The organism is Variovorax paradoxus, assembly GCF_000834655.1.
GTDB classification, from domain to species: domain Bacteria; phylum Pseudomonadota; class Gammaproteobacteria; order Burkholderiales; family Burkholderiaceae_C; genus Variovorax; species Variovorax paradoxus_F.
In genome coordinates this window covers 22,814-47,745 of the sequence record NZ_JXQQ01000071.1, presented here as the reverse complement: position 1 = coordinate 47,745, position 24,932 = coordinate 22,814, and the positions used below count along the sequence as shown (strand labels likewise).

At 68.5% G+C, this 24,932-nt stretch carries 24 protein-coding genes and 1 riboswitch; of the genes, 16 read left to right on the top strand and 8 right to left on the bottom strand.

Annotation, left to right across the window (positions count from 1 at the left end; translation table 11 throughout):
• Window positions 1-7: 7 nt before the first annotated feature.
• Window positions 8-832, top strand: coding sequence for a DUF3592 domain-containing protein (locus tag RT97_RS24795; RefSeq protein ID WP_042581512.1), 825 nt, complete (start codon window positions 8-10; stop codon window positions 830-832).
• Window positions 833-836: 4 nt separating this feature from the next.
• On the opposite strand, the gene ilvD is transcribed toward RT97_RS24795, so the two are convergent.
• Entirely contained in the window at window positions 837-2,531 is a 1,695-nt protein-coding gene (ilvD, locus tag RT97_RS24790) for a dihydroxy-acid dehydratase (RefSeq protein ID WP_042581511.1), read from the bottom strand.
• A gap of 100 nt (window positions 2,532-2,631) precedes the next feature.
• On the opposite strand from ilvD, the gene RT97_RS24785 reads away from it, so the two are divergent.
• The 8 genes from RT97_RS24785 to RT97_RS24750 all read left to right on the top strand — a co-directional run bounded on the left by RT97_RS24785 (window position 2,632) and on the right by RT97_RS24750 (window position 10,626).
• Window positions 2,632-3,570 (top strand): LysR family transcriptional regulator, encoded by a 939-nt coding sequence (locus RT97_RS24785; protein WP_042581510.1) that lies wholly within the window; start codon window positions 2,632-2,634, stop codon window positions 3,568-3,570.
• Between the two features lie 99 nt (window positions 3,571-3,669).
• Window positions 3,670-3,939: a hypothetical protein gene (locus RT97_RS24780; protein WP_042581509.1), complete on the top strand. Its 270-nt coding sequence runs from the start codon at window positions 3,670-3,672 to the stop codon at window positions 3,937-3,939.
• 138 nt (window positions 3,940-4,077) lie between these two features.
• Window positions 4,078-4,902 (top strand): prolipoprotein diacylglyceryl transferase, encoded by an 825-nt coding sequence (gene lgt, locus RT97_RS24775; protein ID WP_042581508.1) that lies wholly within the window; start codon window positions 4,078-4,080, stop codon window positions 4,900-4,902.
• A 135-nt stretch (window positions 4,903-5,037) separates the two neighbouring features.
• Window positions 5,038-5,706 (top strand): GntR family transcriptional regulator, encoded by a 669-nt coding sequence (locus tag RT97_RS24770; protein ID WP_042581507.1) that lies wholly within the window; start codon window positions 5,038-5,040, stop codon window positions 5,704-5,706.
• Window positions 5,707-5,752: 46 nt separating this feature from the next.
• The gene (locus RT97_RS24765; RefSeq protein ID WP_042581506.1) at window positions 5,753-7,219 is read left to right on the top strand and encodes a malonyl-CoA decarboxylase; all 1,467 of its coding nucleotides are present in this window, start codon (window positions 5,753-5,755) and stop codon (window positions 7,217-7,219) included.
• Window positions 7,220-7,280: 61 nt separating this feature from the next.
• Window positions 7,281-8,270 (top strand): Bug family tripartite tricarboxylate transporter substrate binding protein, encoded by a 990-nt coding sequence (locus tag RT97_RS24760; RefSeq protein WP_042581505.1) that lies wholly within the window; start codon window positions 7,281-7,283, stop codon window positions 8,268-8,270.
• Window positions 8,267-9,067 (top strand): enoyl-CoA hydratase/isomerase family protein, encoded by an 801-nt coding sequence (locus RT97_RS24755; protein WP_042581504.1) that lies wholly within the window; start codon window positions 8,267-8,269, stop codon window positions 9,065-9,067. The genes RT97_RS24760 and RT97_RS24755 overlap by 4 nt, the downstream gene beginning before the upstream one ends.
• 23 nt (window positions 9,068-9,090) lie before the next feature.
• Window positions 9,091-10,626: a malonate--CoA ligase gene (locus RT97_RS24750; protein WP_042581503.1), complete on the top strand. Its 1,536-nt coding sequence runs from the start codon at window positions 9,091-9,093 to the stop codon at window positions 10,624-10,626.
• Between the two features lie 6 nt (window positions 10,627-10,632).
• Here RT97_RS24750 and RT97_RS24745 read toward each other — a convergent pair whose 3' ends face one another.
• From RT97_RS24745 to RT97_RS24735, 3 genes are all read right to left on the bottom strand, one after another.
• On the bottom strand, window positions 10,633-12,336 hold the full coding sequence (locus RT97_RS24745) for a serine hydrolase (RefSeq protein WP_042581502.1): 1,704 nt from the start codon (window positions 12,334-12,336) through the stop codon (window positions 10,633-10,635).
• Window positions 12,337-12,403: 67 nt separating this feature from the next.
• The gene (locus tag RT97_RS24740) at window positions 12,404-13,465 is read right to left on the bottom strand and encodes a phenylacetaldoxime dehydratase family protein (protein ID WP_042581501.1); all 1,062 of its coding nucleotides are present in this window, start codon (window positions 13,463-13,465) and stop codon (window positions 12,404-12,406) included.
• 17 nt (window positions 13,466-13,482) lie between these two features.
• Window positions 13,483-14,517, bottom strand: a complete 1,035-nt coding sequence (locus tag RT97_RS24735; RefSeq protein WP_042581500.1) for a carbon-nitrogen hydrolase family protein — start codon at window positions 14,515-14,517, stop codon at window positions 13,483-13,485.
• Between the two features lie 166 nt (window positions 14,518-14,683).
• Between RT97_RS24735 and RT97_RS24730 the strand changes: the two genes are divergently transcribed.
• Window positions 14,684-15,646, top strand: a complete 963-nt coding sequence (locus RT97_RS24730) for a helix-turn-helix domain-containing protein (RefSeq protein WP_042581499.1) — start codon at window positions 14,684-14,686, stop codon at window positions 15,644-15,646.
• Between the two features lie 7 nt (window positions 15,647-15,653).
• Here RT97_RS24730 and RT97_RS24725 read toward each other — a convergent pair whose 3' ends face one another.
• From RT97_RS24725 to RT97_RS24710, 4 genes are all read right to left on the bottom strand, one after another.
• Window positions 15,654-16,079 carry a universal stress protein gene (locus RT97_RS24725; protein WP_042581498.1) on the bottom strand — a complete coding sequence of 142 codons (426 nt, stop codon included), beginning with the start codon at window positions 16,077-16,079 and terminating at the stop codon, window positions 15,654-15,656.
• Window positions 16,080-16,157: 78 nt separating this feature from the next.
• Window positions 16,158-16,979, bottom strand: a complete 822-nt coding sequence (locus tag RT97_RS24720; RefSeq protein ID WP_042581497.1) for a sulfite exporter TauE/SafE family protein — start codon at window positions 16,977-16,979, stop codon at window positions 16,158-16,160.
• 282 nt (window positions 16,980-17,261) lie between these two features.
• Window positions 17,262-17,606, bottom strand: a complete 345-nt coding sequence (locus tag RT97_RS24715; RefSeq protein WP_042581496.1) for a cell division protein ZapA — start codon at window positions 17,604-17,606, stop codon at window positions 17,262-17,264.
• Window positions 17,603-17,827, bottom strand: a complete 225-nt coding sequence (locus tag RT97_RS24710; protein WP_042581495.1) for a hypothetical protein — start codon at window positions 17,825-17,827, stop codon at window positions 17,603-17,605. The genes RT97_RS24715 and RT97_RS24710 overlap by 4 nt, the downstream gene beginning before the upstream one ends.
• A gap of 166 nt (window positions 17,828-17,993) precedes the next feature.
• Window positions 17,994-18,259, top strand: a riboswitch (cobalamin riboswitch).
• 102 nt (window positions 18,260-18,361) lie between these two features.
• Between RT97_RS24710 and RT97_RS24705 the strand changes: the two genes are divergently transcribed.
• Genes RT97_RS24705 through RT97_RS24680 form a run of 6 tightly spaced genes read left to right on the top strand, consistent with a single transcriptional unit; the run spans window position 18,362 to window position 24,931 of the window.
• On the top strand, window positions 18,362-20,296 hold the full coding sequence (locus RT97_RS24705) for a TonB-dependent receptor domain-containing protein (protein WP_042581494.1): 1,935 nt from the start codon (window positions 18,362-18,364) through the stop codon (window positions 20,294-20,296).
• Entirely contained in the window at window positions 20,281-21,705 is a 1,425-nt protein-coding gene (locus tag RT97_RS24700) for a cobyrinate a,c-diamide synthase (protein WP_042581493.1), read from the top strand. Before RT97_RS24705 ends, RT97_RS24700 begins: the two co-directional genes overlap by 16 nt.
• Window positions 21,695-22,270, top strand: coding sequence for a bifunctional adenosylcobinamide kinase/adenosylcobinamide-phosphate guanylyltransferase (locus RT97_RS24695; RefSeq protein WP_080898418.1), 576 nt, complete (start codon window positions 21,695-21,697; stop codon window positions 22,268-22,270). Before RT97_RS24700 ends, RT97_RS24695 begins: the two co-directional genes overlap by 11 nt.
• Window positions 22,270-23,139, top strand: a complete 870-nt coding sequence (locus RT97_RS24690) for an ABC transporter substrate-binding protein (RefSeq protein WP_042581491.1) — start codon at window positions 22,270-22,272, stop codon at window positions 23,137-23,139. Before RT97_RS24695 ends, RT97_RS24690 begins: the two co-directional genes overlap by 1 nt.
• The gene (locus RT97_RS24685; protein WP_080898417.1) at window positions 23,115-24,161 is read left to right on the top strand and encodes an iron ABC transporter permease; all 1,047 of its coding nucleotides are present in this window, start codon (window positions 23,115-23,117) and stop codon (window positions 24,159-24,161) included. Before RT97_RS24690 ends, RT97_RS24685 begins: the two co-directional genes overlap by 25 nt.
• Complete coding sequence (locus RT97_RS24680) at window positions 24,158-24,931, top strand: ABC transporter ATP-binding protein (protein ID WP_042581489.1); 774 nt, start codon at window positions 24,158-24,160, stop codon at window positions 24,929-24,931. The genes RT97_RS24685 and RT97_RS24680 overlap by 4 nt, the downstream gene beginning before the upstream one ends.
• Window position 24,932 lies beyond the last annotated feature (1 nt).

The following is a 24,932-nucleotide window of genomic DNA, read 5'->3' as shown; positions in this document are numbered from 1 at the left end:
GCGCGCCATGGATGACGAAGCCGCCACCCACGCGCTGCTCGTCTTCGCACTCTCCCTTTTCGTCGGACCGGCCATCGGCGCGCTCGTGGGCTGGCGAAAGAACCTCTTCTGGGGCGTCGGCATCGGTGCGCTGCTGATCGGCTGCGCAGGCCTCTACGGCGCGGCCACGGTCGGCTGGCAGCGCTATCAATCGATTGCCGGTACGGTGCTGGTGGAAGGGCACTTGGTCGAGTTCGTCGAGGAGCGCAGCAAGGACAGCAAGGGCCGCACGACGACCACGCGCGCCCCGGTTGTCGAATACACCGCGTCCGACGGGCAGGCGCGCAGCGTCAAGGGGCTCGGCGGCGGGCTGTCTGGCAAGGAGCCGGGCGACCCGGTCGAGGTGCGCTACAAGCCAGCCGATCCGTCGCAGGCCTTGGTGGCCGATTTCCAGAACATGTGGGGCATCGTGTGGGGGCTCGGCCTCTTCGGCGGGTTTCCGGCGATGTTCGGCCTGTTCTTCACCGGCATGGCGATCAAGGAAGGCCGGCCCCGGCCCGCATTCGCAGTGAAGGTCCGCGAGGCCACGCCCGCGCAGAAGCGCTGGCGCACGCGCGGCACGGTACTCGCCAACTTGGTGTTTCTCGCGGGCTTCGCCGTGTGCTTTCTCTACCCCGACGAAAGTTTCGGCAAGGGGCTCGGCGCCGGCTTCATGACCATCGGCGCCGGCGCCTTGCTGCACTTCGTCGTGCAGAGCTTTCCGCCTGCAATGGAGTTCGAGTTCCGCAGCATCCTGGGCATCGTGGGCCTGGGCTTCATCGCCTTCGGCTACGGTGCCTGGATGATGATGTGATCGATCAGAACTTGTCGAGCACCGCGCCCGAGCTCGCGCTCGAGGCGTTGAACGCGAACTTGGCCTGCACGCCGCGCGTGTAGCGCGGTGCGGGAGCCTTCCAGCCTTCGCGGCGCTTGGCAAGCTCTGCTTCGGGCACGTTCAGTTCGAGCTTGAGTTCGTGCGCATCGATGGTGATCGAGTCGCCTTCGTTCACGAACGCGATCGTGCCGCCCGCCGCCGCTTCGGGCGCGACGTGGCCGACCACCATGCCCCAGGTGCCGCCCGAGAAGCGGCCGTCGGTGATGAGGCCCACGCTCTCGCCCAGGCCCGCACCGATGAGCGCGCCGGTGGGTGCGAGCATCTCGGGCATGCCCGGACCGCCCTTGGGGCCCAGGTAGCGCAGCACCATCACGTCGCCGGCCACGATCTTGCCGTCGAGGATGGCCTTGAGCGCCGACTGCTCGTCGTCGAACACGCGCGCCGGGCCGGTGATGACCGGGTTCTTCAGGCCCGTGATCTTGGCGACCGCGCCTTCGGGCGAGAGGTTGCCCTTCAGGATGGCCAGGTGGCCTTCGTCGTACATCGGCTTGTCGATCGGGCGGATCACGTCCTGGTCGGCGCGCGGCACGTTGGGCACGTCTTTCAGCACTTCGGCGATGGTCTGGCCGCTGATGGTGATGCAGTCGCCGTGCAGCAGGCCCGCGTTCAGCAGTACCTTCATGACCTGCGGAATGCCGCCGGCCTGGTGCAGATCGACCGCCAGGTACTTGCCCGAGGGCTTCAGGTCGCAGATGACCGGTACCTTCTTGCGCATGCGCTCGAAGTCGTCGATCGACCATTCGACGCCGGCCGTGTGCGCGATGGCCAGGAAGTGCAGCACCGCGTTGGTCGAGCCGCCGGTGGCCATGATCACGGCCACGGCGTTCTCGATCGCCTTCTTGGTCACGATGTCGCGCGGCTTCAGGTCTTTCTTGATCGCCTCGATCAGCACCTTGGCCGATTCCTTGGCCGAGTTGGCCTTCTCGTCGTGCGGGTTCGCCATCGTCGAGGAGTAGGGCAGCGAGATGCCCAGCGCCTCGAACGCGCTGGACATGGTGTTGGCCGTGTACATGCCGCCGCACGAGCCCGTGCCGGGAATGGCGCGCTTCTCGATCTCGTGCAGGTCTTCGTCGCTCATGTTGCCTGCGGCGTTCTGGCCCACGGCTTCGAACACGCTCACGATGTTGAGGTCTTGTCCCTTGTAGCGGCCCGGGAGAATGGTGCCGCCGTAGACGTAGATGGCCGGCACGTTGGCGCGCAGCATGCCCATGAGGCCGCCGGGCATGTTCTTGTCGCAGCCGCCGACCACCAGCACGCCGTCCATCCACTGGCCGCCCACGCAGGTCTCGATGCAATCGGAAATCACCTCGCGGCTCACCAGCGAGTACTTCATGCCCTCGGTGCCCATGGCCATGCCGTCGGAGATGGTGGGGGTGCCGAACACCTGCGCGTTGCCGCCGGCTTCTTCGATGCCCGCGATGGCCGCGTCGGCCAGCTTCTGCAGGCCCGAGTTGCAGGGCGTGATGGTGCTGTGGCCGTTGGCCACGCCGACCATCGGCTTCTTGAAGTCGCTCTCTTCGTAGCCCATGGCATAGAACATCGAGCGGTTGGGGGCGCGGCTCTTGCCTTCGACGATGTTGGCGCTGCGGCGGTTGATCTGGATCGGCTTGGTGTCCATGGTGTCTCTTCTATCGTGGGGAGATCGGGGGAGCCAAGTATCGGACTTCTTATTGATTGGTTCCAATCCAATTTGAAGCATGGATTGATATGCTCGGCATATGAATGAAGCACTGATCGACCTGCGTGCCTGGCGCCAGTTCGTCGCCGTGGCCGAGGAACTGCATTTCGGCCGAGCGGCGCTGCGGCTGCACATGACGCAGCCGCCCGTGACGCAGGCGATCGCCCAACTCGAAAAAACGCTGGGCGTGGTGCTGTTCGACCGCACCCGAAGGCGCGTGGCACTCACGCCCGCCGGCGAGGCGCTGCTGCCTGACGTGCGCGAGTTGCTGGCCCGGGCGCAGGCGCTGCCGGCACGGGCGCGCGCCGCAGCCGCAGGGCAGGTGGGGCGGGTGCGCATTGCGTTCGTCTCGACCGTCGGCTTCGAGCAGTTGCCCGCCTGGGTGCGCGAGTTTCGCGTGCTGTGCCCCGAGGTGGCGCTCGAGCTGGTCGAGGCCACCGGTGACGTGCAGCTCGAGGCCTTCGCGCGCGGAGAGATCGATGCCGGACTGATGCTGCATTCGCCCGGCGCCGCGCCGCCCGGGCTCACGCGGCTGGCCGTGTCCGAGGAGCCGCTGGTGCTCGCGCTGCCGGCCCGGCACGCGCTGGCCCGCACGCAGAAGCTGATGCTGGCCGACGTGCTGGCCGAGCCGCTGGTGATTTTTCCGCGCCGCATCGTGCCTTCGCTGCACGACGCGATCTTCGGGCTCTATCACGCGGCGGGCCGTGTGCCGCAACTCGCGCAGGAGGCCATCCAGATGCAGACCATCGTCAACCTGGTTTCCGGGGACATCGGCGTGGCCTGGGTGCCGGAGAGCGTCACGCAGTTCCGGCGCGCGGGCGTCGTCTACCGGCGCGCCGCGGAGTTCGTGCCAGCCGCGCGGCGCCGCAGCGCGCCGGCGCTTCCCGTCTGCGAGACCAGCCTGGTGTGGCCCGAGGGGGCGGACAACCCGGCGCTCGCGCGCTTCGTGGAATTCGTGCGCGTGCGCGAGCGCGGCTGACCCGGCTTGGGCGGCTGGCGCAGGCGTGCGGGGGGCGCGGCAAATTCTCCGACAAGGGCCTGACCGATCCGGCAAGATCGCGCGCGGAGGACAACGCATATGCACACAGTCATGGTGATGGGCGGCGGCTTCGTGCTGCTGGTGGTGTTTCTGCTGGCCAGCCGGTTTATCGGCGACGGCTCTTCGCTGGCGCTGGCCACCGCCGCCAAGTGGTTCATCCCGGCGTGGTTCATCGGCGCCGGCATCAACATGGCGGTGGGCGTGATCAAGGCAGGGTACTCGGTGGCCGAGGAGCTGCCGATCTTTCTCCTGATATTCGCGGTGCCGGCTGCCGTGGCAGCGCTGCTGAGGTGGAAATTCAGGCCCTGACCCCCGGCCCCCGTCGCGCTAACACCGCGGAACCGGCTCTGCCGGACCGCAGGTGTTGCCCCCGGTAGGGGGGAGGAGAAGCGGCACGAAGTGCGCGAAGCCTGGGGGCGAGTCAAATGCTCCGGGCACAATCCGCGGATGCTCATGTATCCGCAGATCAATCCCATCGCCTTGCAGCTCGGGCCCGTCGCCATTCACTGGTACGGCCTGACCTACCTGGCGGCCTTCGCGCTGTTCTACTTTCTCGGCACCCGGCGGTTGCGCCACGAGCCGTACCGCTCGCTGGTCGGGCAGGGCGCCTGGCAGCGCAAGGACATCGAGGACATCCTTTTCCTCGGCGTGATGGGCGTGATCGTCGGCGGGCGCCTGGGCTATTGCCTCTTCTACAAGCCCGAGTTCTACCTCGCGCATCCGCTGGAGATCCTTTACGTGTGGCAGGGCGGCATGAGCTTCCATGGCGGCATGCTGGGCGTGATCGGCGCGATGGTGTGGTTTGCGCATTCGCGCGCGCGGCCGTTCTGGCAGGTGATGGACTTCGTGGCGCCCTGCGTGCCGACGGGCCTTGCCGCGGGCCGCGTGGGCAACTTCATCAACGGCGAACTCTGGGGCCGTTTCAGCAGCCCCGACCTGCCCTGGGGCATGGTGTTTCCGCAAAGCGGCTCGATGCAGCCGCGCCATCCTTCGCAGATCTACCAGTTCCTGCTCGAAGGGCTGCTGCTGTTCGTGATCATGTGGCTCTACGCGCGCAAGGAGCGCAAGCAGGGACAGGTGGCCTCCGTCTTCCTGATCGGCTACGGCGCGCTGCGCTTCTTTGCCGAGTACTTCCGCGAGCCGGACGACTTCCTGGGCCTCAGGGCATTGAGCCTGAGCCAGGGGCAGTGGCTCAGCGTGCCGATGGTGATCGCGGGCATCGCGCTGTGGTTCTGGTTCGGTCGCGCGAAGACGGTCACCGCACGCGCCTGAAGCAGGCGATCTCAGGGTAATCACGGGCCGCGCGGGGTGCCCGTGACACTTGCGCCACATTTGTTGCGCGCTCACAATTACGCGTAATTACAGGAAATTACGCCGAGCATCCGAGGTCGAAGAGCCCCAATCCCCATGCGCCTGGTCCCCAACTCCCTGCACGACGAAGTCGCCGCCACGCTGCGCGAGCAGATCTTCGAGGGCACGCTGGCGCCGGGCAGTTTCCTGGACGAAGTGGCGCTGTGCGAGCGGCTCGCCATTTCCCGCACGCCGCTGCGCGAGGCGCTCAAGGTGCTCACCGCCGAAGGGCTGCTTCGGCACGAGCCGCGCCGCGGCTGCTTCGTCAACGAAGTCACCGAGCGCGATCTCGACGAGATCTTCCCCGTCATCGCGCTGCTCGAAGGCCGCTGCGCCTACGAGGCGGCGCGCAATGCGAGCGATGCCGAGCTGCACGAGCTCGACGGGCTGCACGAGCGCCTGGAGCGCCATGCCAAGGCGCGCCGCATCAACGACTACTACGCCACCAACCACATCATTCACGAGGCGATCATCAAGCTCGCGGACAACCGGTGGCTCGCGCAAGTGATCGGCGACCTGCGCAAGATACTGAAGCTCGCGCGCCTGCAGCAACTGCATGCGCCGGGCCGGCTCGACCAGAGCCTCTCGGAGCACCTGGCCGTGTTCGCGGCGCTCAAGGCGCGCGACAGCGAAGGTGCCGACGCCGCCATGCGCACGCACCTGACGCGGCAGCGCGAAGCGCTGCGCGAGGTCGCGCGCCAGCAGAAATCCAGGGTGATGCCATGACGATTTGCCGCGGCGCGCCCGAACCCATCCACAGGGGAGTCCAGCGATGAGTGCGACCGAATGGTTCCAAGCGCGGCTGCGCACCGGCGAGAAGTCCAAGGTGCCCGTGGCGCCCGAAGCGGCTGCGAAAAGCGCGCCGAAGAACACGCTCAAGCCCAGCGAGCGCACGACCGCCGAGCGCCTGCAGGTCACGCTGCGCAAGGCCGACGAGGCCCTGTCTCCGCGCGCGCTGCGCCGCGTGCTCGCCGACCTGCAGGCGGTGATCGATCCGCGCGTGAGCGAGGTCGAGGGCGGCCGCCGGGCCCATGCCATTGCCGAGGCCTATGCCGATGCCACGCCCGAGGAGCGCCGGGACTACTGGGCCCTGATGAGCGAGCATTTCGCCGCCGACGCGCAAAAGCTCAAGACCGCGCGCGACCAGCACCAGGCCGCGGTCGGTACGCCCGACGAAGGGCAGGCCGAACTGAAGCTGCGCCGCGCGCTCGTCTCCCCGCGCATGCGTCTCCTGCAGCGCTTTGCGGTCGAGCCCGCGGGCATGCGCTTCCTGGTCGACCTGCGCGCCGACCTGCTGCCGTGCCTGAAGGCCGACAAGCGCCTGCTCGCGCTCGATGCCGAGCTCGAGCACCTGTTCTCCACCTGGTTCGACGTCGCCTTCCTGGAGCTGCGCCGCATCGACTGGGATTCGCCGGCCTCGCTGATCGAGAAGCTCATCCGCTACGAGGCGGTGCACGACATCAAGAGCTGGTCCGACGTGAAGAACCGGCTGGACGACAGCGACCGCCGCTGCTACGGGTTCTTTCACCCGCGCCTGCCCAACGAGCCGCTCATCTTCGTGGAGGTGGCGCTGGTCGATCGCATCAGCGACGGCATCACGCCGCTGCTCGACGAGGCCGCCGTGCCGGTGCTGCCGGCCAAGGCAACCACCGCGATCTTCTATTCGATCAGCAACACCCAGACGGGCCTGCGCGGGGTGAGCTTCGGCGATTCGCTCATCAAGCGCGTGGTCGAGACGCTGCAGGACGAGCTGCCGCGCCTGAAGACCTTCGCCACGCTCTCGCCGATTCCGGGCTTTCGCACCTGGCTCGCAAAGAACGCGGCCGACCTGCTACCGCGCCTGGATGAAAAGCGCGAGGCCGAACTCGGCCGGCTCGTCGGCTCCATGCCGCCCACGGCCGAGCGCCTGCTCGCTGCCGTCGATGCCGCCGCCACGTTCGATGCCAAGTCGCCGCTGCGCCAATGGCTGCTGCAGGCGGCCGCCGAATACCTCGGCCACGCGCTGGTCGACGGCACGCCGGCCGATCCGGTCGCTCGCTTCCACTTGGGCAACGGTGCGCGGGTGGAGCGGCTGAACTGGGCGGGCGATCCGTCGCCCAAGGGGCAGAAGCAGTCGTACGGGCTCATGGTCAACTATCTTTACGACCTCAAGCGCCTGGACAAGCATCGGACCTTGCTGGGCGACGGTAAGGTCGCGGTATCGGGAGACATCGAAAGCCTGTTCTTCAAAAAAGGCTGAGTGTTCAAAAAAGCGGGTGTAGAGAAGGCACCAAAATCCACAACGATCGGAGATGAGACACATGAACCAGAGTTTTCAGCGACGTGATGTTTTGCGCGTGGCCGCCGCCGGAGCGGCCGTTCTTTGCGGCGCCGCGCGTGCCCAGGGGCAGGGCTGGCCGACCAAGCCGGTGACGATGATCGTGCCGTTCCCGGCGGGCGGGGGCACCGACGCCTTCGCGCGGCCCCTCTCGGGCCAGTTCACCAAGGTGGCAGGGCAGACGCTGGTGATCGACAACCGCGGCGGCGCGGGCGGCACCCTGGGCGCGAGCATCGCGGCCAAGGCCCCGGCCGACGGCTACACGCTCTTCATGGGCGCCGTGCACCACGCCATCGCGCCCTCGGTGTATCCCAAGCTGGACTACGACATCGAGAAAGACTTCGTGCCGCTCATGCTGCTGGCCAACGTGCCGCAGGTGGTGGTCATCAACCCCAAGCGCGTACAGGCCAACACGATCCAGGAATTCATCGCGCTGGTGAAGCGCAACCCGGGCAAGTTCAACTACGGCTCGGCCGGCTCGGGCACCTCGCATCACCTGGCGGGCGAGCTCTTCAAGATCCAGACCGGCACCTTCATCACCCACATCCCGTACCGCGGCGCGGGCCCGGCGCTGTCGGACCTGATCTCGGGCAACGTCGACCTGATGTTCGACGGCCTGGGTTCTTCGGCCCAGCACATCAAGAGCGGCCGCATCAAGGCGCTGATGGTCGCTGGCACCAAGCGCAACCCGGCCTTCCCCGACGTGCCGTGCGCCGCCGAAGTGGGCCTGCCCGACTACACCGTGACCACCTGGTATGGCCTCTGGGCCCCCAAGGGCACGCCGGCCGACGTGCAGGCGCGCGCGGTCGACGACATGAAGAAGGCGCTCGCCACGGACGAGCTCAAGTCGATCTGGGCGCAGAACGGCTCCGAGATCCCGACGCTCACCATGGCGGCCTACGGCGGCTTCGTGAACTCCGAAATCAAGCGCTGGTACACGGTCGTGAAGGCGTCGGGCGCCAAGCTCGAATGACGGCTGCGGGCACTGTGGCGCCCCGGCGCGAAAGAGCGTCCGTATCGGTGCGGCGCGACGGCGCTGTGGCGTTCGTCACGCTGGCCAACGCGGGCCGCCTCAACGCGATGACGCGTGCCATGTGGCGCGCGTTGCGCACGGCGGTCGCGGGCCTGGACGAAGCGGGACTTCGATGCGTTGTGATCCGCGGGGAGGGCGGCGCCTTCTGCGCGGGCGGCGATATCTCCGAGTACCCGTCGTTCCGCTTCGAGGAGCCGAGCCTGCGCGAGTTCCACGAGAACGAGGTGTGGGCCGCGCTGCAGACGCTGCTCGATTGCCCGGTGCCCCTGGTTGCGCAGATCGAAGGCGCGTGCATGGGCGCCGGCATCGAGATCGCGAGCTGCTGCGACATCCGAATCGCCGGCGCCTCCGCGAAGTTCGGCGCGCCAATTGCCAAGCTGGGCTTTCCGATGGCGCCGCGCGAAGCGGCCCTCGTGCACGGCGCCATCGGCGACGTGCTCGCGCGCGACATGCTGCTGGCCGCCGGCGTGCACGGTGCCCAGCGCCTGTACGACGCGGGCTTCCTGCTGCAGGTGCTGCCCGACAACGAGGTGGCCACGGCCGTGCAGGCGCACGCCGACCGCATCGCCGCGCTCGCGCCCCAGGCCGCGCGCCTGCACAAGCGCACCTTCTCCATGCTGAAGGCCGGCGCGCCATCCACAGAGAGCCTGCTCGCCACGGCCTACGACTACGCCGATTCCGCCGAGCACCGCGAAGGCATCGATGCCTTCCTTGCCAAGCGCACACCGAATTTCTGAAGTACCGGTTCAAAGACGAAGCGATGAAGAAGCCAACCAACGCCAACCTGTTCGCCGCCCTGCGCGCGGCCTTTCCCGCCGACCTCGACGGCATCGCGGTCGAGACCGACAACGGCCTTTTCTATTCGTGGCGCGACCTCGAACGCGCGAGCGCGATGATCGCCAACCTGCTCGATGCGCTCAAGCTCGAGAAGGGCGCGCGCATCGCGGTGCAGGTCGAGAAGTCGGTCGAGGCGATGCTGCTGTACCTCGCCACGCTGCGCGCGGGCTATGTGTTTTTGCCGCTCAACACCGCCTACCAGAGCGCGGAGATCGAATACTTCATCGGCAACGCCGAGCCCGCGGTCGTGGTGTGCACGACCCGCAACGCGGCGTGGGTCGGTCCCATCGCCAACGCGGCGGGCACGCGGCACGTGTTCACGCTGGACGACGACCGCACCGGCACGCTGCTCGAAGTGGCCGCGCAATGCAGCGACAGGCACACGCCCGCGAAGAAGTCGCCCGACGACCTCGCCGCGATCCTCTACACCAGCGGCACCACCGGCCGCAGCAAAGGCGCGATGCTCACGCACGGCAACCTGCTGTCGAACGCCGAGGTGCTCAAGGACTATTGGGGCTGGACGCCGGGCGACGTCCTGGTGCACACACTGCCCATCTTCCACGTGCACGGCCTCTTCGTGGCGCTGCACGGCGCGCTGCTCAACGGCAGCAAGATGCTTTGGTTCTCGAAGTTCGACCCCAAGCGCATCGTCGCCAAGCTGCCCGAGGCCACCGTGTTCATGGGCGTGCCCACGCTCTATGTGCGCCTGCTGGCCGAGCCCGGCCTCACGCGCAAGGCGGTGCGCAACATGCGCCTGTTCGTCGCGGGTTCGGCGCCGCTGCTCATCGAGACCTTCGACGAATGGAAGGAGCGCACCGGTCACACGATCCTGGAGCGCTATGGCATGAGCGAGACGGTCATGCTCACCTCCAATCCCTACAAGCCCGAGCAGGGCGAGCGCCGCGGCGGCACCGTCGGTTTCGCCTTGCCGGGTGTGCAGCTGCGGGTGCGCGATGAGAACGGCAACGACTGCACCACCGACCAGATCGGCGGCATCGAGGTCGACGGCCCCAACGTGTTCGCCGGCTACTGGCGCATGCCCGAGAAGACGGCCGAAGAGTTCACCGCCGACGGCTTCTTCAAGACCGGCGACGTCGGCAAGATCGACGGGCGCGGCTACATCACCATCGTCGGCCGCAGCAAGGACCTGATCATCAGCGGCGGCTACAACGTCTACCCGGCCGAGATCGAGGGCTACATCAACGAGATGGCCGGCGTGGCCGAGAGCGCCGTCATCGGCGTGCCGCACCCTGACTTCGGCGAGGTGGGCGTGGCCATCGTGATCGCCAAGGCGGGCACGGCCATCGATGCCGATGAGATCGTGGCGGAGCTCAAGGGCAAGCTCGCGAACTTCAAGATTCCCAAGCGCTGCTTCGTGGTGCCGGAGCTGCCGCGCAACACGATGGGCAAGGTGCAGAAGGCGCTGCTGCGCGCCGAGCACAAGGGGTTGTTTGCCTAGGCCCGCTCAATCCTTGGCGATCCTCGGTGCGATCGCGGTGACGCGCGGCTCGTGAAAGATCAGCGCGTCCACCTTCTCCGGTAAAGGCCGGCGGAACTCCACACCGAAGCCTTCGAGCGTCTCGACATTGAAGCGCCGCCCGCCGGCCGGCAGCAGCCGGTAGGTCGGCTGGCCCGGGATCGTCATGTGGAGCCGTTCGTCGGCATCGAGCCTGATCTCGATCACCCGGCCGGCGTGCAGGTAGTCGCCGGCGCACAGCCGGCGGAAGGCCGGGTCCAGCACCTCGCCGGCCGCGACGCGGCGGAACACGATGTCGTCCACCATCTCCTCCAGCGGCACTTCGACGCGATCGATGTGGCCCTGCCGGTCGTAGCGGAAGGTGAGGGTGCGGTCGCTCGGATGCATGACCGTCGGCCGGTTCGGCGTGACGAAGACGTCGTAGTGGCGGTGCTCGAGCACATCTTCCGTGCCGCGCCACTGCCACGCCAGCCCGTCCCCGCGTTGTTCGATGCGGATGCGGCCGTAGGCCGGGTGTTCGTATTCGCCGGCATAGTCTTCGAGCGGATGGCTCGGCCGGGTCTCGCCGTGGCGAACGTCCGCGGCGGCCTTCTTGTCGAGCTTCTGTTGGGCGACGGCCTGCTTGCGTTTCGGTGCCAGCCGGCCGAACCAGTCGACGGGTTCGCGGCCGCAGAGGCGGTCGAGCGCAGCGAAGGTGAGGATGGGCGTGGCGCCGCCCGGCGTGCGGTTCGTCAGCACCACGATGCCGGCGCGGCGCTCGGGCAGCAGCGTCATGAGCGTGCTCCAGCCGGTCCACGAGCCCGAATGCGCCACGGTGCGGTCGCCGCGGTATTGCTCGCAGAAGAGGCCCAGGCCGTAGTGCGAATCGCCGATCTCCGCGTACTCGGAACGGCCCATGTGCACGCGCGGCGTCGTCATTTGGCGCAGCGCCTGCGGCGAGAGCAGTTGGCGGCCATCGGCCTTGCCGTCGAGCAGGAAGCGCGCCCATCTCGCGAGGTCGGCCACCGAGGCGTTGATGCCGCCGGCGGGCGTCGCGCGGATCGGCGACAGCGGCGATCGATGAAGCTCGTCGCCGTCGATCGCATGCGGGCGTGCACTGTCCTGCGCGGCGCCGAGCGCCTCGATGGAAAAACCGAAGTGGGCAAAGCCCAACGGCTTCATCAAGCGTTCGGCGGTGAAGTCCTCGTAGCGCTGGCCGCTGATGCGCTCGGTGATCATTCCCGCGACGAGGTAGCCGAGGTTCGAGTACTGGAACGTGTCGCGCAGGTCCTTGTTCGGCGCGAGGTGCCGGAGCGCCGCGAGCATCTGCGCGTTGCTCAGGTCGCCGGGCATGTGGATCCAGTCGTGGCGCGGCAGTCCGCTGTGGTGGCAGAGGAGGTCTCGCACCGTGAGCCGCTCCGTCGCCACCGCGTCGTGCAGGCGAAACTCGGGAAGCACCTCGCGCACCGGGCGGTCCCAGTCGAGCTTGCGCTCGTCGACCAGCAGCCCGAGGCCCGCGGCGGTGAACGACTTGGTGATCGAGCACAGCAGGAACTGCGTGTCGGTGGTCACGGGCAGGCCGGTGTCGGTGTCGCGCACCCCGTAGCCCTTATGCAGCACCACCTCGCCGTCCTGGATCAACGCCAGCGCGAGGCCGGGCACTTTCCATTCCTGCATCGAGGCTTCGACGAGGCTTTCGAGATCGCTCCACATGGTCGGGGTCCTTGCCTTTGGATTCGCGGGGCCGAATCCTAAGGCAATCCCGCGCGTCGAAACTTTCCTATGCCGCTGCCAGCCCGTTCATGAGCCCGCTGCGCGCGTGGCAGTTGATGTATTCGTAGCTCTGCTCGTCGGCCTTGAGCACCGAGACCTCGTGGTACACGCGCAGCTGCAGCTGGAAGTTCAACGCCTGCACGTAGCGCATGAAGCTGCCGAAGATCGCGACGTGCGTGGGGTGCGATTCGGCCCAGCGCTCCATGTCGGCGAGCGAGCGCCAGTAGCTCAGGCCGAACGACTTCTGCAGCGGCGCGCCCTTCGCGTCGAGGTGGTGCATGTAGCGGTTGCTGTAGCAGCCGATTGCCAGGCCCTGGTCGCGAAGGAATTCCATGCCCTCGCGCAGCACCGGCTCCATGTCCTCGAGGTAGAGCGTGCGCTCCTGGCCGGTGGTGTCGGTCCACTCCTGGCCGGAGCGGATCATCGCGATGTTCTCGTGGCCCGCGATGCGCACGCGCTGGCCTGGCGCCGGCGTGCCCGCGATGACCGCGCGCGTGCCCGAGGGCGACAGCGCATCGGTCTGCGACAGCGGGATGCGGTCGCGCATCGAACCCCAGTAGCCGTGCTCCTGCAATTCGCCGCTGACCTCGCCCATGACCACGCCTACGCCCTCGAAGCGGTCCGGGGTGTTGAACATGGTCTCGAAGTGCTCGACGCGCGGCGAGGCGATTTCGCGGAAGTAGCCGAGGCCTTCGTGCAATCGCTCATCGGAGCGCCACCATGCATCGACGGCGGGCGTGGCGCTCCATCGTGCGAAGGCCGCGGCGTCGTCCCAGTAGGCGATCGCGACCATGTTGTCGAAGCCGTCGGCATCGACGTGGTGCGTGAGGTCGTGATGGCCTGGCCCGTCGGGCAGCGCAAAGTCGCGCGCGATTTTCATCAGTGCGGCGCAGGCGCGGCCCTGCATCTGCGCGCCGCGCGATTGCACGCCGAAATAGCCCATCACCACCTGAGTCACGGAGGTCGGCGCACGGGCCGACCAGACGGGGTAGGGCGGCGTGTAGTCGTCCTCGACGCGGCGGTGCCGCGTGCGGGGGCATTTCAGGTGCTCTGCGATGGCGGATTCCATGGCGGGCTCCGGGGCGCTCAGGCTGCGAGCTGCAGGCGGGGCTCTGAGCCCGCGGCCACTGCTTCGGGGGCACTGCTTTCGGGCTCGGGCGTGCGCTGAAAGACCACGGGCTCGCGGCGCGTCTTGTTGAGCAGCAGCTGCGTGACGTCGGGCCGCGAGTAGTGGCCGCTCGGATCGGCAGCGGCCTTGGCCAGCGAGATCATGCCCAGGTCGATGTCCGCGATCACCAGGCCTTCCTGGTCCTCGGCCAGCGGCGTGCCGAGCGGCGAGCCGTCGGGCGCGTAGATGCGCGCGAAGCCGCCGCCGGTGCGCAGCATCTGCTGCTTGCCCGCGTCGGTGCACATCAGTTCGCTCATCGCGGGCGAGACGGTCGCGCATGGGGCGACCACGAAGCATTGGCCCTCGGCCGCATACACCTGGCTCGCCGCGTTGTTGACCTCCGGCCCGAGCGCGTATGCGGCGCCCCGGTAGAGCGAGAAGCTGGGCCATGCGCCGCAGTGGATCTGTTCGTTCTGCGCATACATCGCGTACTTGCTCAGCGGCTGCAGGTGCTCCCAGCACGAGAGCGAGCCGACGTTGCCGATGGCCGTCTCTGCCACCGCGAGGTCGGAGCCGTCGCCTTCGCCGAACACGGTGCGCTCCACATGCGTGGGCTTGAGCTTGCGGCGCGTCTGCACGGTGTTGCCCTGGTCGTCGATGAGCGCCTGCGCGATGTAGAGGCTGCCCGCCGCCTTCTCGCTGTAGCCGAGCGACACCCAGATGCGGTGCTTGCGCGCCGCGTCTCTGATGCGGTCGAACTCCGCCGAGCCGACGACCAGCGAGTTGTCGTGGTAGCGCTGCACGAACTGCATGCCCCATGCGGGCGAATCCAGCCAGATCCACCACGGGTAGCCGGGCACCCAGGTCTCGGGAAACGCGATGAGCTTCACGCCCTGGCCCGCTGCCTGGGCCATGAGGTCGATGGTCTTGTCGATGGTGCCGTCGAGGTCGAGGAAAACGGGCGCGGCCTGCACGGCGGCGACGCGCAGCTTGGGATGAACGGTGGTGGGCATGGCGAGCCTTTTGGGGTGGTGGATGAAACAACTTCGCACACTCCCAACGCGGGTTTGCGCGGTGGCATGCGGGTTGCTTGAAGCGTAGATTCGCCGCCGCGGAACGCCTTGATCCGAACTGGCGGCGTTCTTGTTCCAGCGTTGCACGCGCTTTCCGGGGAACCCCATGAACCAGTTGCTCAGCACCGATGCCGTGGCGCGCGACCAGCGCCTGGCCTACTGGACCGACATGATCTGCAACGTCTACGTGCAGCTCGGGTGCGACCCGGTGCGGCCGGACGACATCGGCCGCTTCGAGGGCAGCATCCGCCAGCACTCGCTGCCCAGCCTGGACGTGTCGGTGGTCAAGTCAGGCGCGCAGAAGGTAATGCGCACGAGCGGGCACATCGCGCGCTCGGGCGACGACTATTTCCTCGTGAGCATCCAGGCGCAGGGGCGCGGCGTGGTGCGCCAGGACGGGCGCGACGCGGTGCTCTCGGCCGGCGACTTCGCGCTGTACGACAGCACGCGGCCCTACGAACTGCTGTTCGACGACAGGTTCGAGCAGATCGTGCTCAAGCTGCCCGGCGAGCGCCTTCGAAGCGAGCTGCGCGACACCGAGGCGCTGACGGCCACCACGGTGTCGGGCAAGGAGGGCGCTGGGCATCTTCTGCTCGGCATGATCCGCACGCTGCGGGAAGACATCGACACGCTGCAGCCGGCATCGGCGCTGGCCGTGGCGAATGGGGTGCAGAGCATCCTGGTCGCCGGGTTGCAGACGCTGCCGGCGGCGCGTGCGCCGTCGCTGAGCAACCTCACGGCGTACCACCTCGCGCGCGTGAAGCGGTGCATCGACGAGCAACTGGCCGATCCCTCGCTCTCGGTCGGCAGCCTCGCGGCGTCGCTCGGGGTGTCGGCGAGCCACATCCACCGCGTGTTCAAGAGCGAGCCGCTGACGCCCTCGCAGTACATCTGGGAGCGCCGGCTCGAGGCCTGCAGCCGCGACCTGCTGGAGCCGCGTTTGGCAGGCAAGCCGGTGGGGGAGATCGCTTATGGGCGCGGCTTCAACGATGCCGCGCATTTCAGCCGCGCGTTTCGCGAGCGCTTCGGCTGCTCGCCGCGCGAGTGGCGGCAGCAGCGGGTGCAGTAGCCGGGCCTTATTGAACCAGCAGCACCGAGATGTCGGTTTCGCCGACCACCTTGGTCGCCACCGAGCCCATCAGCGCGCGTCCGAAGAGGCCATGGCCGTGGGTGCCGAGCACGATCAGCTCTGCGTGCGCAGCAGTGGCTGATTTCAGGATTTCCTCGGCAGCGTGGCCGTGGCGCTTGTCGATCGTGTAGTTGTCGACACCCTTCTCGGCAAGAAGCGCCTTCACCGGATCGAGCACCTTCGCGCTCTCCTCGGCGTAGTACTCGTTCACGACCTCCTTGCTCAGGTGGCGTGTCACGTGGCCCGAGATGCCGGTGCACACGTTGACCACGACAAGCTCGTGCCCGTCCACGAACATGGCGCGGTTGGCGATCAGGTAGTCCAGCGCCTTGCGGGTGTAGGCGCTGCCGTCGACGGCGATGAGGATTTTCATGAAACCGTTATACGGCTGCGACCTGTGGGTCGCAACCGGTCTCACCCCAGAACCGAAGGGCTATTCCAGCCCCGTGCGTCAGCCTTGGAGACCCTTCCAGAGCATGTATGCGGCGAGCAGGTACAGGATGCTCGCGAACACGCGCTTGAGTTTCTTCACGGGCAGCGTGTGCGCGGCCTTGGCGCCCAGCGGTGCGGTGAACACGCTGCACACGGCAATCACCGCCAGCGCCGGCAGCCAGATGTAGCCGAAGGAGCCTGCGGGCAGGCCCTGCACCGACTGGCCGCTGATCGCATAGCCCATCACGTTGGCCACGGCGATCGGAAAGCCTAGCGCCGCGCTCGTGGCCACTGCGTTGTGGATCGAGATGTTGCACCACGTCATGAACGGCACGCTGATGAAGCCGCCACCCGCGCCGACCAGGCCCGAGATGAAGCCGATCACGCCACCGGCCGCGAGCTGGCCGCCGGTGCCCGGCATCTGGCGCGTGGGCTTGGGCTTCCGGTCGAGGAACATCTGCGTGGCCGAGAAGCCCACGAAGAGCGCGAAGAAGATGGCGAGCGCCGTGCCCTTGAGCAGCGCGAACACGCCCAGGCTGCCGGCCAGGCTGCCGATCACGATGCCGGGGGCCAGGCGCTTGACGATGTCCCAGCGCACCGCGCCGCGCTTGTGGTGCGCGCGCACGCTGGAGACCGAGGTGAAGATGATCGTGGCCATCGAGGTGGCGATCGCCATCTTCACCGCGAGGTCGGAGGGCACGCCGCGGTGACCCATGATGATCGTGATGAACGGCACCATCAGCATGCCGCCGCCGATGCCCAGGAGGCCCGCGAGAAAGCCGGTGCCAAGGCCGAGCGCGGCGAGTTCAAGAATCAGGAGGGGGTCGAGGAGATCGGTCACGCTGCGGGTCTTCGGACAAAGCAACGGCCCCGAGCAGTGGTTGCTGGGGGCCGTGCCGATGGAAAAAGGTGTCTGCAAGTGGGCGCCGAACCCGCATCCTGAACCAGGGTTCAGGTGGGCGAGGGCAGCAAGACTTCGGGTTCATCTGACGCGAGATGATCACGCCCGTCAAGCGATGTACCAAGCCCGGCTCCGGAGAGCATTGGAACAAGGAAATATTAAGCCCGACGCGCACCGCAGACAGTTCGGATTTTACGCTCCGTATGAGTCCAGGGTGTTCATTCAGAGCAAATGACCATCGCCGGCCAGTGCCTGATCGAGCTTTTGAATGAGCTGGGAGGCCTTGGCATCGGCTTCTCCGGGCTCGGCCGGGGCAGGCGCGGGCGCTGTTGCGGCAAGTGCGGCAGGCGCAGCGACTGCCGCCGCCTGTTGCGCCGCGAGGTCGAAGGCCAGGTTCAGCGAAGCCAGCACCGCGATGCGATCGCGTGCCTTGACTTTTCCCGCATCGCGGATCTTGCACATGGCGGCATCCACGCGTTCGACCGCATCGCGCAACTGCGGCTCGCCGCCGTCGGGACAGCCGAGCAAATAGCTCTGGCCCATGATCTGTACTTCTATCTGCTTCATGCGGTGGAGTCTTCGGGAGGTGGTTCAGCCGGCAGCCGCTCGAGCAGCGCATCGAGGCGCGTGCGTGCCGCGGCGAGCCGCGACTTGAGCCCGTCGCGTTCGCGCGTGAGCGCATCGACCTGTTCCTGGAGCAGCGCATTGGTGCGCTGTACCTCTTCGTGACGCACGAGCAAGCGTTCCACACGCTCGGCGATCTGATCGATGGGGCTGGAGGCGGGCATGGTTGGCGATTGTAGTTTCCCGGGGAATCGGCCCCGTCGATAGCGCGCGCGGTGCTTGATTCGTCGTGGCGCCGATTCTGCGGCCTTCACCGGAGGCTTTCAAATTTTCGGCATGCGTTGTCATCCACCGGCCACAACTTTCGGCCTAGCGCCGCCTTTGCAGGGCCTAAAATCCCGCCCGTTGGTGCTCGCGCCGTGGTTCGCACGGCGCAGTTCAACGGGAAGCAGGAGTGAACGCCCCGAGTGATCCGGAGACCCGGACATCGGAACAAGGCCGAAGCCGCCTGCGCTGCCCCCGCAACGGTCAAGCAGACGACGCCGCAAGGCGCCACCCCTTTCCATCCAGCCACTGGGCGCCCTGAAACAGGTGCCTGGGAAGGCGGCAGGGGCCGTTCTGCCAGCCCGGATACCGGCCAACAAGGCGGCCGCCGCATGCATGAACCGATGAATAGGTTCGTGCCTGGGGCGGTCATTGCGCCCCGAGGCGCCGGCGGGGAGGCCGGCCAGGGGCATTGACGTTCGTTCGGCTGATTCATGACTTCCTGCGTTTCTCTTTCCCGCGGCTGCGCTCCTGCGCGCCGTTCCTTCGCCTGCCTGCCGCTCGCGCTGGCCTCGGCCTTCGGCGGTCTTGCGCTGATCCCGCTGTCCGCGCTTGCAGAGGACGCCGCGCCCGCGCTGCCCCAGACGGTGGTCACGGCCAACCGCACGCCGCAGCCGCTGTCGGACCTGGTGGGCGACGTGTCCATCATCGACCGCGAGACCATCGAGCGCAGCGGCGCGACCGGCGTGGCCGACGTGCTGGCGCGCCAGCCGGGCATCGAGATCACGCGCAACGGCAGCGTGGGCAACACCACCAGCCTCTTCATCCGCGGCGCCGAAACGCGCTTCACCGCCGTCTACCTGGACGGCGTGCGCATCGACTCGCAGACCACCGGCGGCGCCGGTTGGGAAAGCATTCCGCTCTCGCAGATCGATCGCATCGAGGTGCTGCGCGGCCCGGCCGCCGCGGTGTACGGCTCCGACGCCATCGGCGGCGTGATCCAGCTCTTCACCAAGCGCGGTGAGGAGGGCGTCTCGCCCTATGCCGGCATCGGCTTCGGCAGCCACGGCCTGCGCAAGATCGAAGGCGGCGTGAGCGGCAGGTCGGGCCTTCTCGACTATTCGTTCGGCGTCGCGCACGAAGAGAGCAAGGGCTTCAACGTGCAGCCCGCCGACAAGCGCACGCCCTCGAAAGACGGCTTCGCGAGCCCCGACCGCGACGGCTACCGCAGCACCTCGGGCAACCTGAAGCTGGGCTTGCAGATCACGCCCGACCAGCGCCTCGACGCCACCTTGCTCCAGAGCAACATCGAGGCCGGCTACGACCCCTCGGTCAGCTTCAGGACCAAGCCGCCGATCCTCTTCAAGAACGACATCTCGACCAATTCCCTGCGCACCGCGGGCCTCACGTGGTCGGCCAAGTGGAACGACATCTACAGCACCCGCGTGCAGGTGACCGACTCGCAATCGGTCTACAAGACGCAGCCTTCGTTCTACCGCACCGAAACCAACCTGCGCGGCTACCTGTTCCAGAACGAGTTCCGCTTCGGCCCGCACCTGGTGACGGCCACGCTGGAGCGCCGCGAAGACGCGCTGGAGAACGCACCCACCACCTCGACCAGGCTGCTCTCGCAAGACCGCTCGCAGAACGCGCTGTCGCTCGGCTACGGCTTCGTGCAGGGCCCGCATTCGCTGCAGCTGCACGTGCGCCGCGACAAGGACAGCGAGTTCGGCGGCAAGACCACCGGCAGCGCCGCCTACGGCTTCGCCATCCTGCCGTCGCTGCGCTTCACCGCCTCGGCCGGCACGGCCTTCCGCGTGCCGACGCTCTACCAGCGCTTCAGCGAATACGGCGTGGCAACGCTCAAGCCCGAGGACAGCCGCAACGTCGAACTGGGCCTGAACTACGCCAAGGACGGCACCACCGCCGGCATCGTGGTCTACCGCAACCGCGTGCGCAACCTGGTCAACTTCGTGGGCACCGCCAGGGGCTGCGCCTCGGCGTTCGGCTGCTACACCAACGTGAACCGCGCCACGCTGCAGGGCGCAACGCTCTCGGCCAGCCAGCGCCTGGGCGACGTCACGCTGCGCGCCTCGCTCGACGTGCAGGACCCCAAGGACGCCGACACCGGCAACCTGCTCGCCCGCCGCGCCAAGCGCCACGGCACGCTGGGCGCCGACTGGCGCGTGGCCGGCTGGACGCTGGGCGCCGAGGTGCAGGCTTCCAGCCAGCGCTTCGACGACACGGCCAACACCGTCAAGCTCGGCGGCTACACGGTGCTGAACCTGTCGGCCAGCACGCAGATCACGCGCGACCTGAACCTCATCGCACGCATCGACAATGTGGGCGACAAGGACTACCAGTTCGCACGGCTCTACGCCAACGGGGGCCGCAGCGCCTACCTCGGCCTCAAGTGGACACCGCAGTAAACGACCCCTCGCCACGACGCGCCGCCGCCGCCACCTGTGCCGCGGTGCTGATCGCCGCGCCGGCTTCGGGGCAGGGCAAGACGACGGTGGCCGCCGCGCTCGCGCGGCTGCATGCGCGCCAGGGCCGGCGGGTGCGGGCCTTCAAGTGCGGGCCGGACTTTCTAGACCCGCACTGGCTGGCGCTGGCCACCGGCGCGTCGGTGCATTCGCTGGACCTCTGGATGACGGGCGAGGCCGACTGCCGCTCGCGCCTGCGTGCAGCGGCGGCCGAGGCGGACCTCGTGATCGTCGAAGGCGTGATGGGTTTGTTCGACGGCACGCCGAGCGCGGCCGACCTCGCCGAGCGCTTCGGCCTGCCGGTGCTCGCCGTGATCGATGCGCATGCGATGGCCGGCACCTTCGGAGCGCTGGCTTACGGCCTGCAGAATTTCAGGCCGGGCCTGCCATGGGCCGGCGTGCTCGCCAACCGCGTGGCCAGCGAGCGGCATGCGGGCATGCTGAAGGACGCGCTGCGGGAGCCCTCGCAATGGATGGGCGCCTTGCCCCGCGACGCGAGGTTCGCATTGCCCGAGCGGCACCTGGGCCTCGTGGGCGCGGGCGAGCTCGACGACGCGATGGCGCGGCTCGATGCGGCCGCCGATGTGCTGGCCGAGGCGCCGCTGGGCCAATTGCCGATCTCGCAGCTGCCGCAGGTGCGCTTCGATGCGCCCGAAGTGGAAGACGCGGCCGCGACGCAACTGCTGGCGGGCCGCACCATCGCCATCGCGCGCGATGCGGCGTTCTCCTTCATCTATCCCGCCAACCTCGACGTGCTTGTGGCCCTCGGCGCGCAGCTCGCGTTCTTCTCGCCGCTGGCGGGCGATGCCTTGCCGGCCTGCGATGCCGTCTGGCTGCCGGGCGGCTACCCCGAGCTGCATGCCCAGGCCCTGTCCGCGAACGAGCCGATGCGCGCCGCGCTGGCTGCGCACGCCGCCGCGGGCAAGCCCGTGTGGGCGGAGTGCGGCGGCATGATGGCGCTGTTCGACGAACTGGCCACGCACGCCGATGCAGCGCCGCAGCACGTTCACCGCCTCTGGGGCCTGCTGCCCGGCCGCGTGACGATGCAGAAGCGCCTCGCCGGTCTCGGCCCCCAGCAACTCCAGTTGGGAAGCCACACGCTGCGCGGCCACACGTTCCACTATTCGAGCTGCGAGACGCCGCTCGCGCCTTCGGCCCGCACCGCCCGTCCCGGCGCCACGCAGGCCGTCGGGGCACGCGCCGGCGAGGCCTTCTATGTGCACGGCCCGGTGCGGGCCAGCTATTTCCATGCATGGTTCGCCTCCAGCCCGGAAGCCACGGCGCAGCTCTTCGGCGCGATGCCTGTCGCGCCGGGCCAGGATGCAGCAAAGGAAGAGACCGATGACCGTTGAGCACGAATTCATCCTCGGTGGGCAAAAGAGCGGCAAGTCGCGCCGCGCCGAGCAACGCGCGGCCGACTGGCTCGCTGCCGCGCCCGGCACCCACCGCGCCGTGCTGATCGCCACCGCCCAGGCCTATGACGACGAGATGCTCGAGCGCATCGTGCGCCACCAGGCCGACCGCGCCGAGCGCGTACCCGCCCTGCGCACCATCGAGGAGCCGATCGAGCTCGCGCGCGCCATCGTCACGCAGAGCGCACCCGAGACGCTGGTGGTGGTCGACTGCCTCACGCTGTGGCTTACCAACCTCCTGATGCCGCTGCGCACCGAAGCCGCGCGGCCGGTGACGCGCACGCCCTCGGCGCACGCCACCATGCTGCAGATCGCGCTGCGCGAGGCGCGCGGGCCGGTGGTGCTGGTGGGCAACGAAATCGGCCTGGGCGTGATCCCGCTCGGCCGCGAGACGCGCGCCTTCGTCGATGCGCTGGGGCGGCTGAACCAGGACGTGGCCGCGGCCTGTGGCCGCGTGACGCTCATGGCGGCCGGCCTGCCGCTGAGCCTGAAGGCGCCCGCCTGATGAAGCTGCAACGGATATCGTCGTTCGCCGCCGCCATCGGCCTGTCGCTGTGCGCGTTCGCCGCGCACGCCTTCGACGTGGTCGATGAACGCGGCGTCACCGTGAGCCTGCCGCAGACGCCGCAGCGCATCGTCACGCTCTTGCCGTCGCTCACCGAATCCGTGTGCGCGCTCGGGGCCTGCGAGCGGCTGGTGGGCGTGGACAACTATTCCAATTCGCCGGCCGCCGTGCGCGCCTTGCCGCAACTGGGCGGCGGGCTCGAACCGAATGTGGAAGCCATCGTCGCGCTCAGGCCCGACGCGGTGCTGCTGGCCAAGTCGTCGCGCGTCACGCAGCGGCTGGAGGCGCTGGGCCTCAAGGTACTGGTGCTCGAACCCAAGAGCCACGCCGACGTGCAGCGCGTGCTCGACAAGCTCGACCAGGTGCTCGGCACGCACGAGGCGCCGCGCGTGTGGCGCGTGATCGATGCGAGCGTGTCGGCTGCTGCGCAGTCGGTGCCCGCGAGCATGCGGGGCAACCGCGTGTACTTCGAGATCAACAGCACGCCGTATGCGGCGGGCGAGTCGTCGTTCATCGGCGAGACGCTCACGCGGCTGGGCATGAAGAACATCGTGCCGGCGAAGCTCGGGCCGTTTCCCAAGCTCAACCCGGAGTACGTGGTGCGCGCGAATCCAGACCTCATCATGGTCAGCGTCCGCAGCGCGCAGGGGCTGGAGCAGCGGCCCGGCTGGGGCGGCATCCGCGCGGTGCGGGAGGGGCGCATCTGCCGCTTCGATGCATTGCAGTCCGATGTGCTGGTGCGGCCCGGTCCTCGCATGGACGAGGCCGCACGCTTGATGGCGCAATGCCTGGTGGACAAGGCCCGGTGAACGCCGCACGCACGCACTCTGCCCACCTGCGCCGCGTCGTGGTGTTTGGCGCAGCATTGGCGGTGCTGGGCGTCGCGCTGCTGCTGTTTGGCCTCGGCATCGGAAGCACCGGCTTCGAGAGTCTGCTCGCCGCGCGGCACGACCCGGTGGCGCTGCAGATCGTCTGGGACATCCGCCTGCCGCGCACGCTCGGCGCGTGGCTCGCGGGCGCGCTGCTCGGGCTCGCGGGTGCGGTGGCGCAGGGGCTGTTCCGCAATCCGCTGGCCGACCCGTATCTGCTCGGCAGCGCCTCGGGCGCTTCGCTGGGCGTGGCGGTGGCGCTGATGCTGTTCGGCGGTTCGGCTGCGAGCACGCAGTGGGTGATGCGCCTGGGCCTCACGGGTGCGGCCTTCGTCGGCGCGGTGCTCGCGGTGCTGCTCACGCTCACGCTCGCGCGCGGCGTGCAGCAGACGCTGCGGCTGTTGCTGGCGGGCGTGATCGTCGGCGTGGTGCTCGGCGCCGCGAAAGACCTGATCACCATCGCCTCGGCCGACATCCTGCAGGCCATCCAGGGTTTCATCCTCGGCAGCACCGGCCTGGTCGGCTGGAGCGCCTGCGCGGTGATGGGCGCGGTCTGCGCGGCGTGCCTGCTGGCCGCATGGGCGCTGGCGCCGGTGCTCGACGGGCTGGCGCTGGGCGAAGCGACCGCGCGCAGCCTCGGCCTGCCGCTGGGCGCCATGCGTGCGGCGCTGGTCGTGGTGCTCGCGCTGGCGACCGGCGCCGCCGTCGCGCAGACCGGGCTGATCGCCTTCGTCGGCCTGGCCGCACCGCACCTCGTGCGCTCGGTGGTCAAGACCACGCATGCGAGGCTGATCGTGCTCGCGGCGCTGATGGGCGGCCTGCTGCTGATGGCTGCAGACCTCCTGGCGCGCTGGCTGATCGCGCCGCAGGAACTGCCGGTGGGCGTGCTCACTGCGGTGCTCGGCGGCAGCTACCTGCTGTGGCTCATGCATCGACGCAGCGCGCGTGGAGGCCTGGCATGAACGGCCCCGCCATCGAAGCCCGCCAGCTCAGCGCCACGCTCGGAACGACCGAGGTGCTGCACGCGATCGACCTGAAGCTCGCGTCCGCCCGCTGGACCAGCATCGTCGGGCCGAACGGCGCGGGCAAGTCGACGCTGCTCAAGGCGCTTGCGGGCCTGCTCGCGCACCGCGGCGAGGTCAGGCTGTTCGGTGAAGCAGGGAGCAGGATCCCGGCCCGCATCCGCGCGCAGCGGCTCTCGTGGCTGGGCCAGAGCGGCACGGGCGAGGCGAGCGCCGATGACCTGATGGTCTACGACGTCGCCATGCTCGGACGCCTGCCGCACCAGCGCTGGCTTGCCGCCCCGAGCGTGGCCGACCGCGACGCGGTGGAGCGCGCCTTGCGCGGCACACAGGCCTGGGACTGGCGCGACCGTCCGCTCGGCCAGCTCTCGGGCGGCGAACGCCAGCGCGTGCTGCTGGCCCGCGCGCTCGCGGTCGAGGCCCAGGTGCTGCTGATGGACGAGCCGCTCGCCAACCTCGACCCGCCGCACCAGGCCGACTGGATGCAGACCGCCCGCACGCTCGTGGCGGAGGGCCGCACCGTGGTCAGCGTGCTGCACGAATTGCCGATGGCGCTGGCGGCCGACGAAATGGTCGTCATGGACAAGGGCCGCGTGGTGCACCACGGCGGCTGCGACGACGCCACGACCCACACCGCGCTCGAACAGGTGTTCGACCACCGCATCCGCGTGCACCGCGTGGCGGACCAGTGGATCGCGCTGCCGAAGTAAC

Coding starts and splice junctions, on each gene's coding strand:
- RT97_RS24795 (WP_042581512.1), top strand. CDS start 8: ATGGATGACGAAGCCGCCACCCACGCGCTGCTCGTCTTCGCACTCTCC.
- ilvD (WP_042581511.1), bottom strand. CDS start 2,531: ATGGACACCAAGCCGATCCAGATCAACCGCCGCAGCGCCAACATCGTC.
- RT97_RS24785 (WP_042581510.1), top strand. CDS start 2,632: ATGAATGAAGCACTGATCGACCTGCGTGCCTGGCGCCAGTTCGTCGCC.
- RT97_RS24780 (WP_042581509.1), top strand. CDS start 3,670: ATGCACACAGTCATGGTGATGGGCGGCGGCTTCGTGCTGCTGGTGGTG.
- lgt (WP_042581508.1), top strand. CDS start 4,078: ATGCTCATGTATCCGCAGATCAATCCCATCGCCTTGCAGCTCGGGCCC.
- RT97_RS24770 (WP_042581507.1), top strand. CDS start 5,038: ATGCGCCTGGTCCCCAACTCCCTGCACGACGAAGTCGCCGCCACGCTG.
- RT97_RS24765 (WP_042581506.1), top strand. CDS start 5,753: ATGAGTGCGACCGAATGGTTCCAAGCGCGGCTGCGCACCGGCGAGAAG.
- RT97_RS24760 (WP_042581505.1), top strand. CDS start 7,281: ATGAACCAGAGTTTTCAGCGACGTGATGTTTTGCGCGTGGCCGCCGCC.
- RT97_RS24755 (WP_042581504.1), top strand. CDS start 8,267: ATGACGGCTGCGGGCACTGTGGCGCCCCGGCGCGAAAGAGCGTCCGTA.
- RT97_RS24750 (WP_042581503.1), top strand. CDS start 9,091: ATGAAGAAGCCAACCAACGCCAACCTGTTCGCCGCCCTGCGCGCGGCC.
- RT97_RS24745 (WP_042581502.1), bottom strand. CDS start 12,336: ATGTGGAGCGATCTCGAAAGCCTCGTCGAAGCCTCGATGCAGGAATGG.
- RT97_RS24740 (WP_042581501.1), bottom strand. CDS start 13,465: ATGGAATCCGCCATCGCAGAGCACCTGAAATGCCCCCGCACGCGGCAC.
- RT97_RS24735 (WP_042581500.1), bottom strand. CDS start 14,517: ATGCCCACCACCGTTCATCCCAAGCTGCGCGTCGCCGCCGTGCAGGCC.
- RT97_RS24730 (WP_042581499.1), top strand. CDS start 14,684: ATGAACCAGTTGCTCAGCACCGATGCCGTGGCGCGCGACCAGCGCCTG.
- RT97_RS24725 (WP_042581498.1), bottom strand. CDS start 16,079: ATGAAAATCCTCATCGCCGTCGACGGCAGCGCCTACACCCGCAAGGCG.
- RT97_RS24715 (WP_042581496.1), bottom strand. CDS start 17,606: ATGAAGCAGATAGAAGTACAGATCATGGGCCAGAGCTATTTGCTCGGC.
- RT97_RS24710 (WP_042581495.1), bottom strand. CDS start 17,827: ATGCCCGCCTCCAGCCCCATCGATCAGATCGCCGAGCGTGTGGAACGC.
- RT97_RS24705 (WP_042581494.1), top strand. CDS start 18,362: ATGACTTCCTGCGTTTCTCTTTCCCGCGGCTGCGCTCCTGCGCGCCGT.
- RT97_RS24695 (WP_080898418.1), top strand. CDS start 21,695: ATGACCGTTGAGCACGAATTCATCCTCGGTGGGCAAAAGAGCGGCAAG.
- RT97_RS24690 (WP_042581491.1), top strand. CDS start 22,270: ATGAAGCTGCAACGGATATCGTCGTTCGCCGCCGCCATCGGCCTGTCG.
- RT97_RS24685 (WP_080898417.1), top strand. CDS start 23,115: ATGCCTGGTGGACAAGGCCCGGTGAACGCCGCACGCACGCACTCTGCC.
- RT97_RS24680 (WP_042581489.1), top strand. CDS start 24,158: ATGAACGGCCCCGCCATCGAAGCCCGCCAGCTCAGCGCCACGCTCGGA.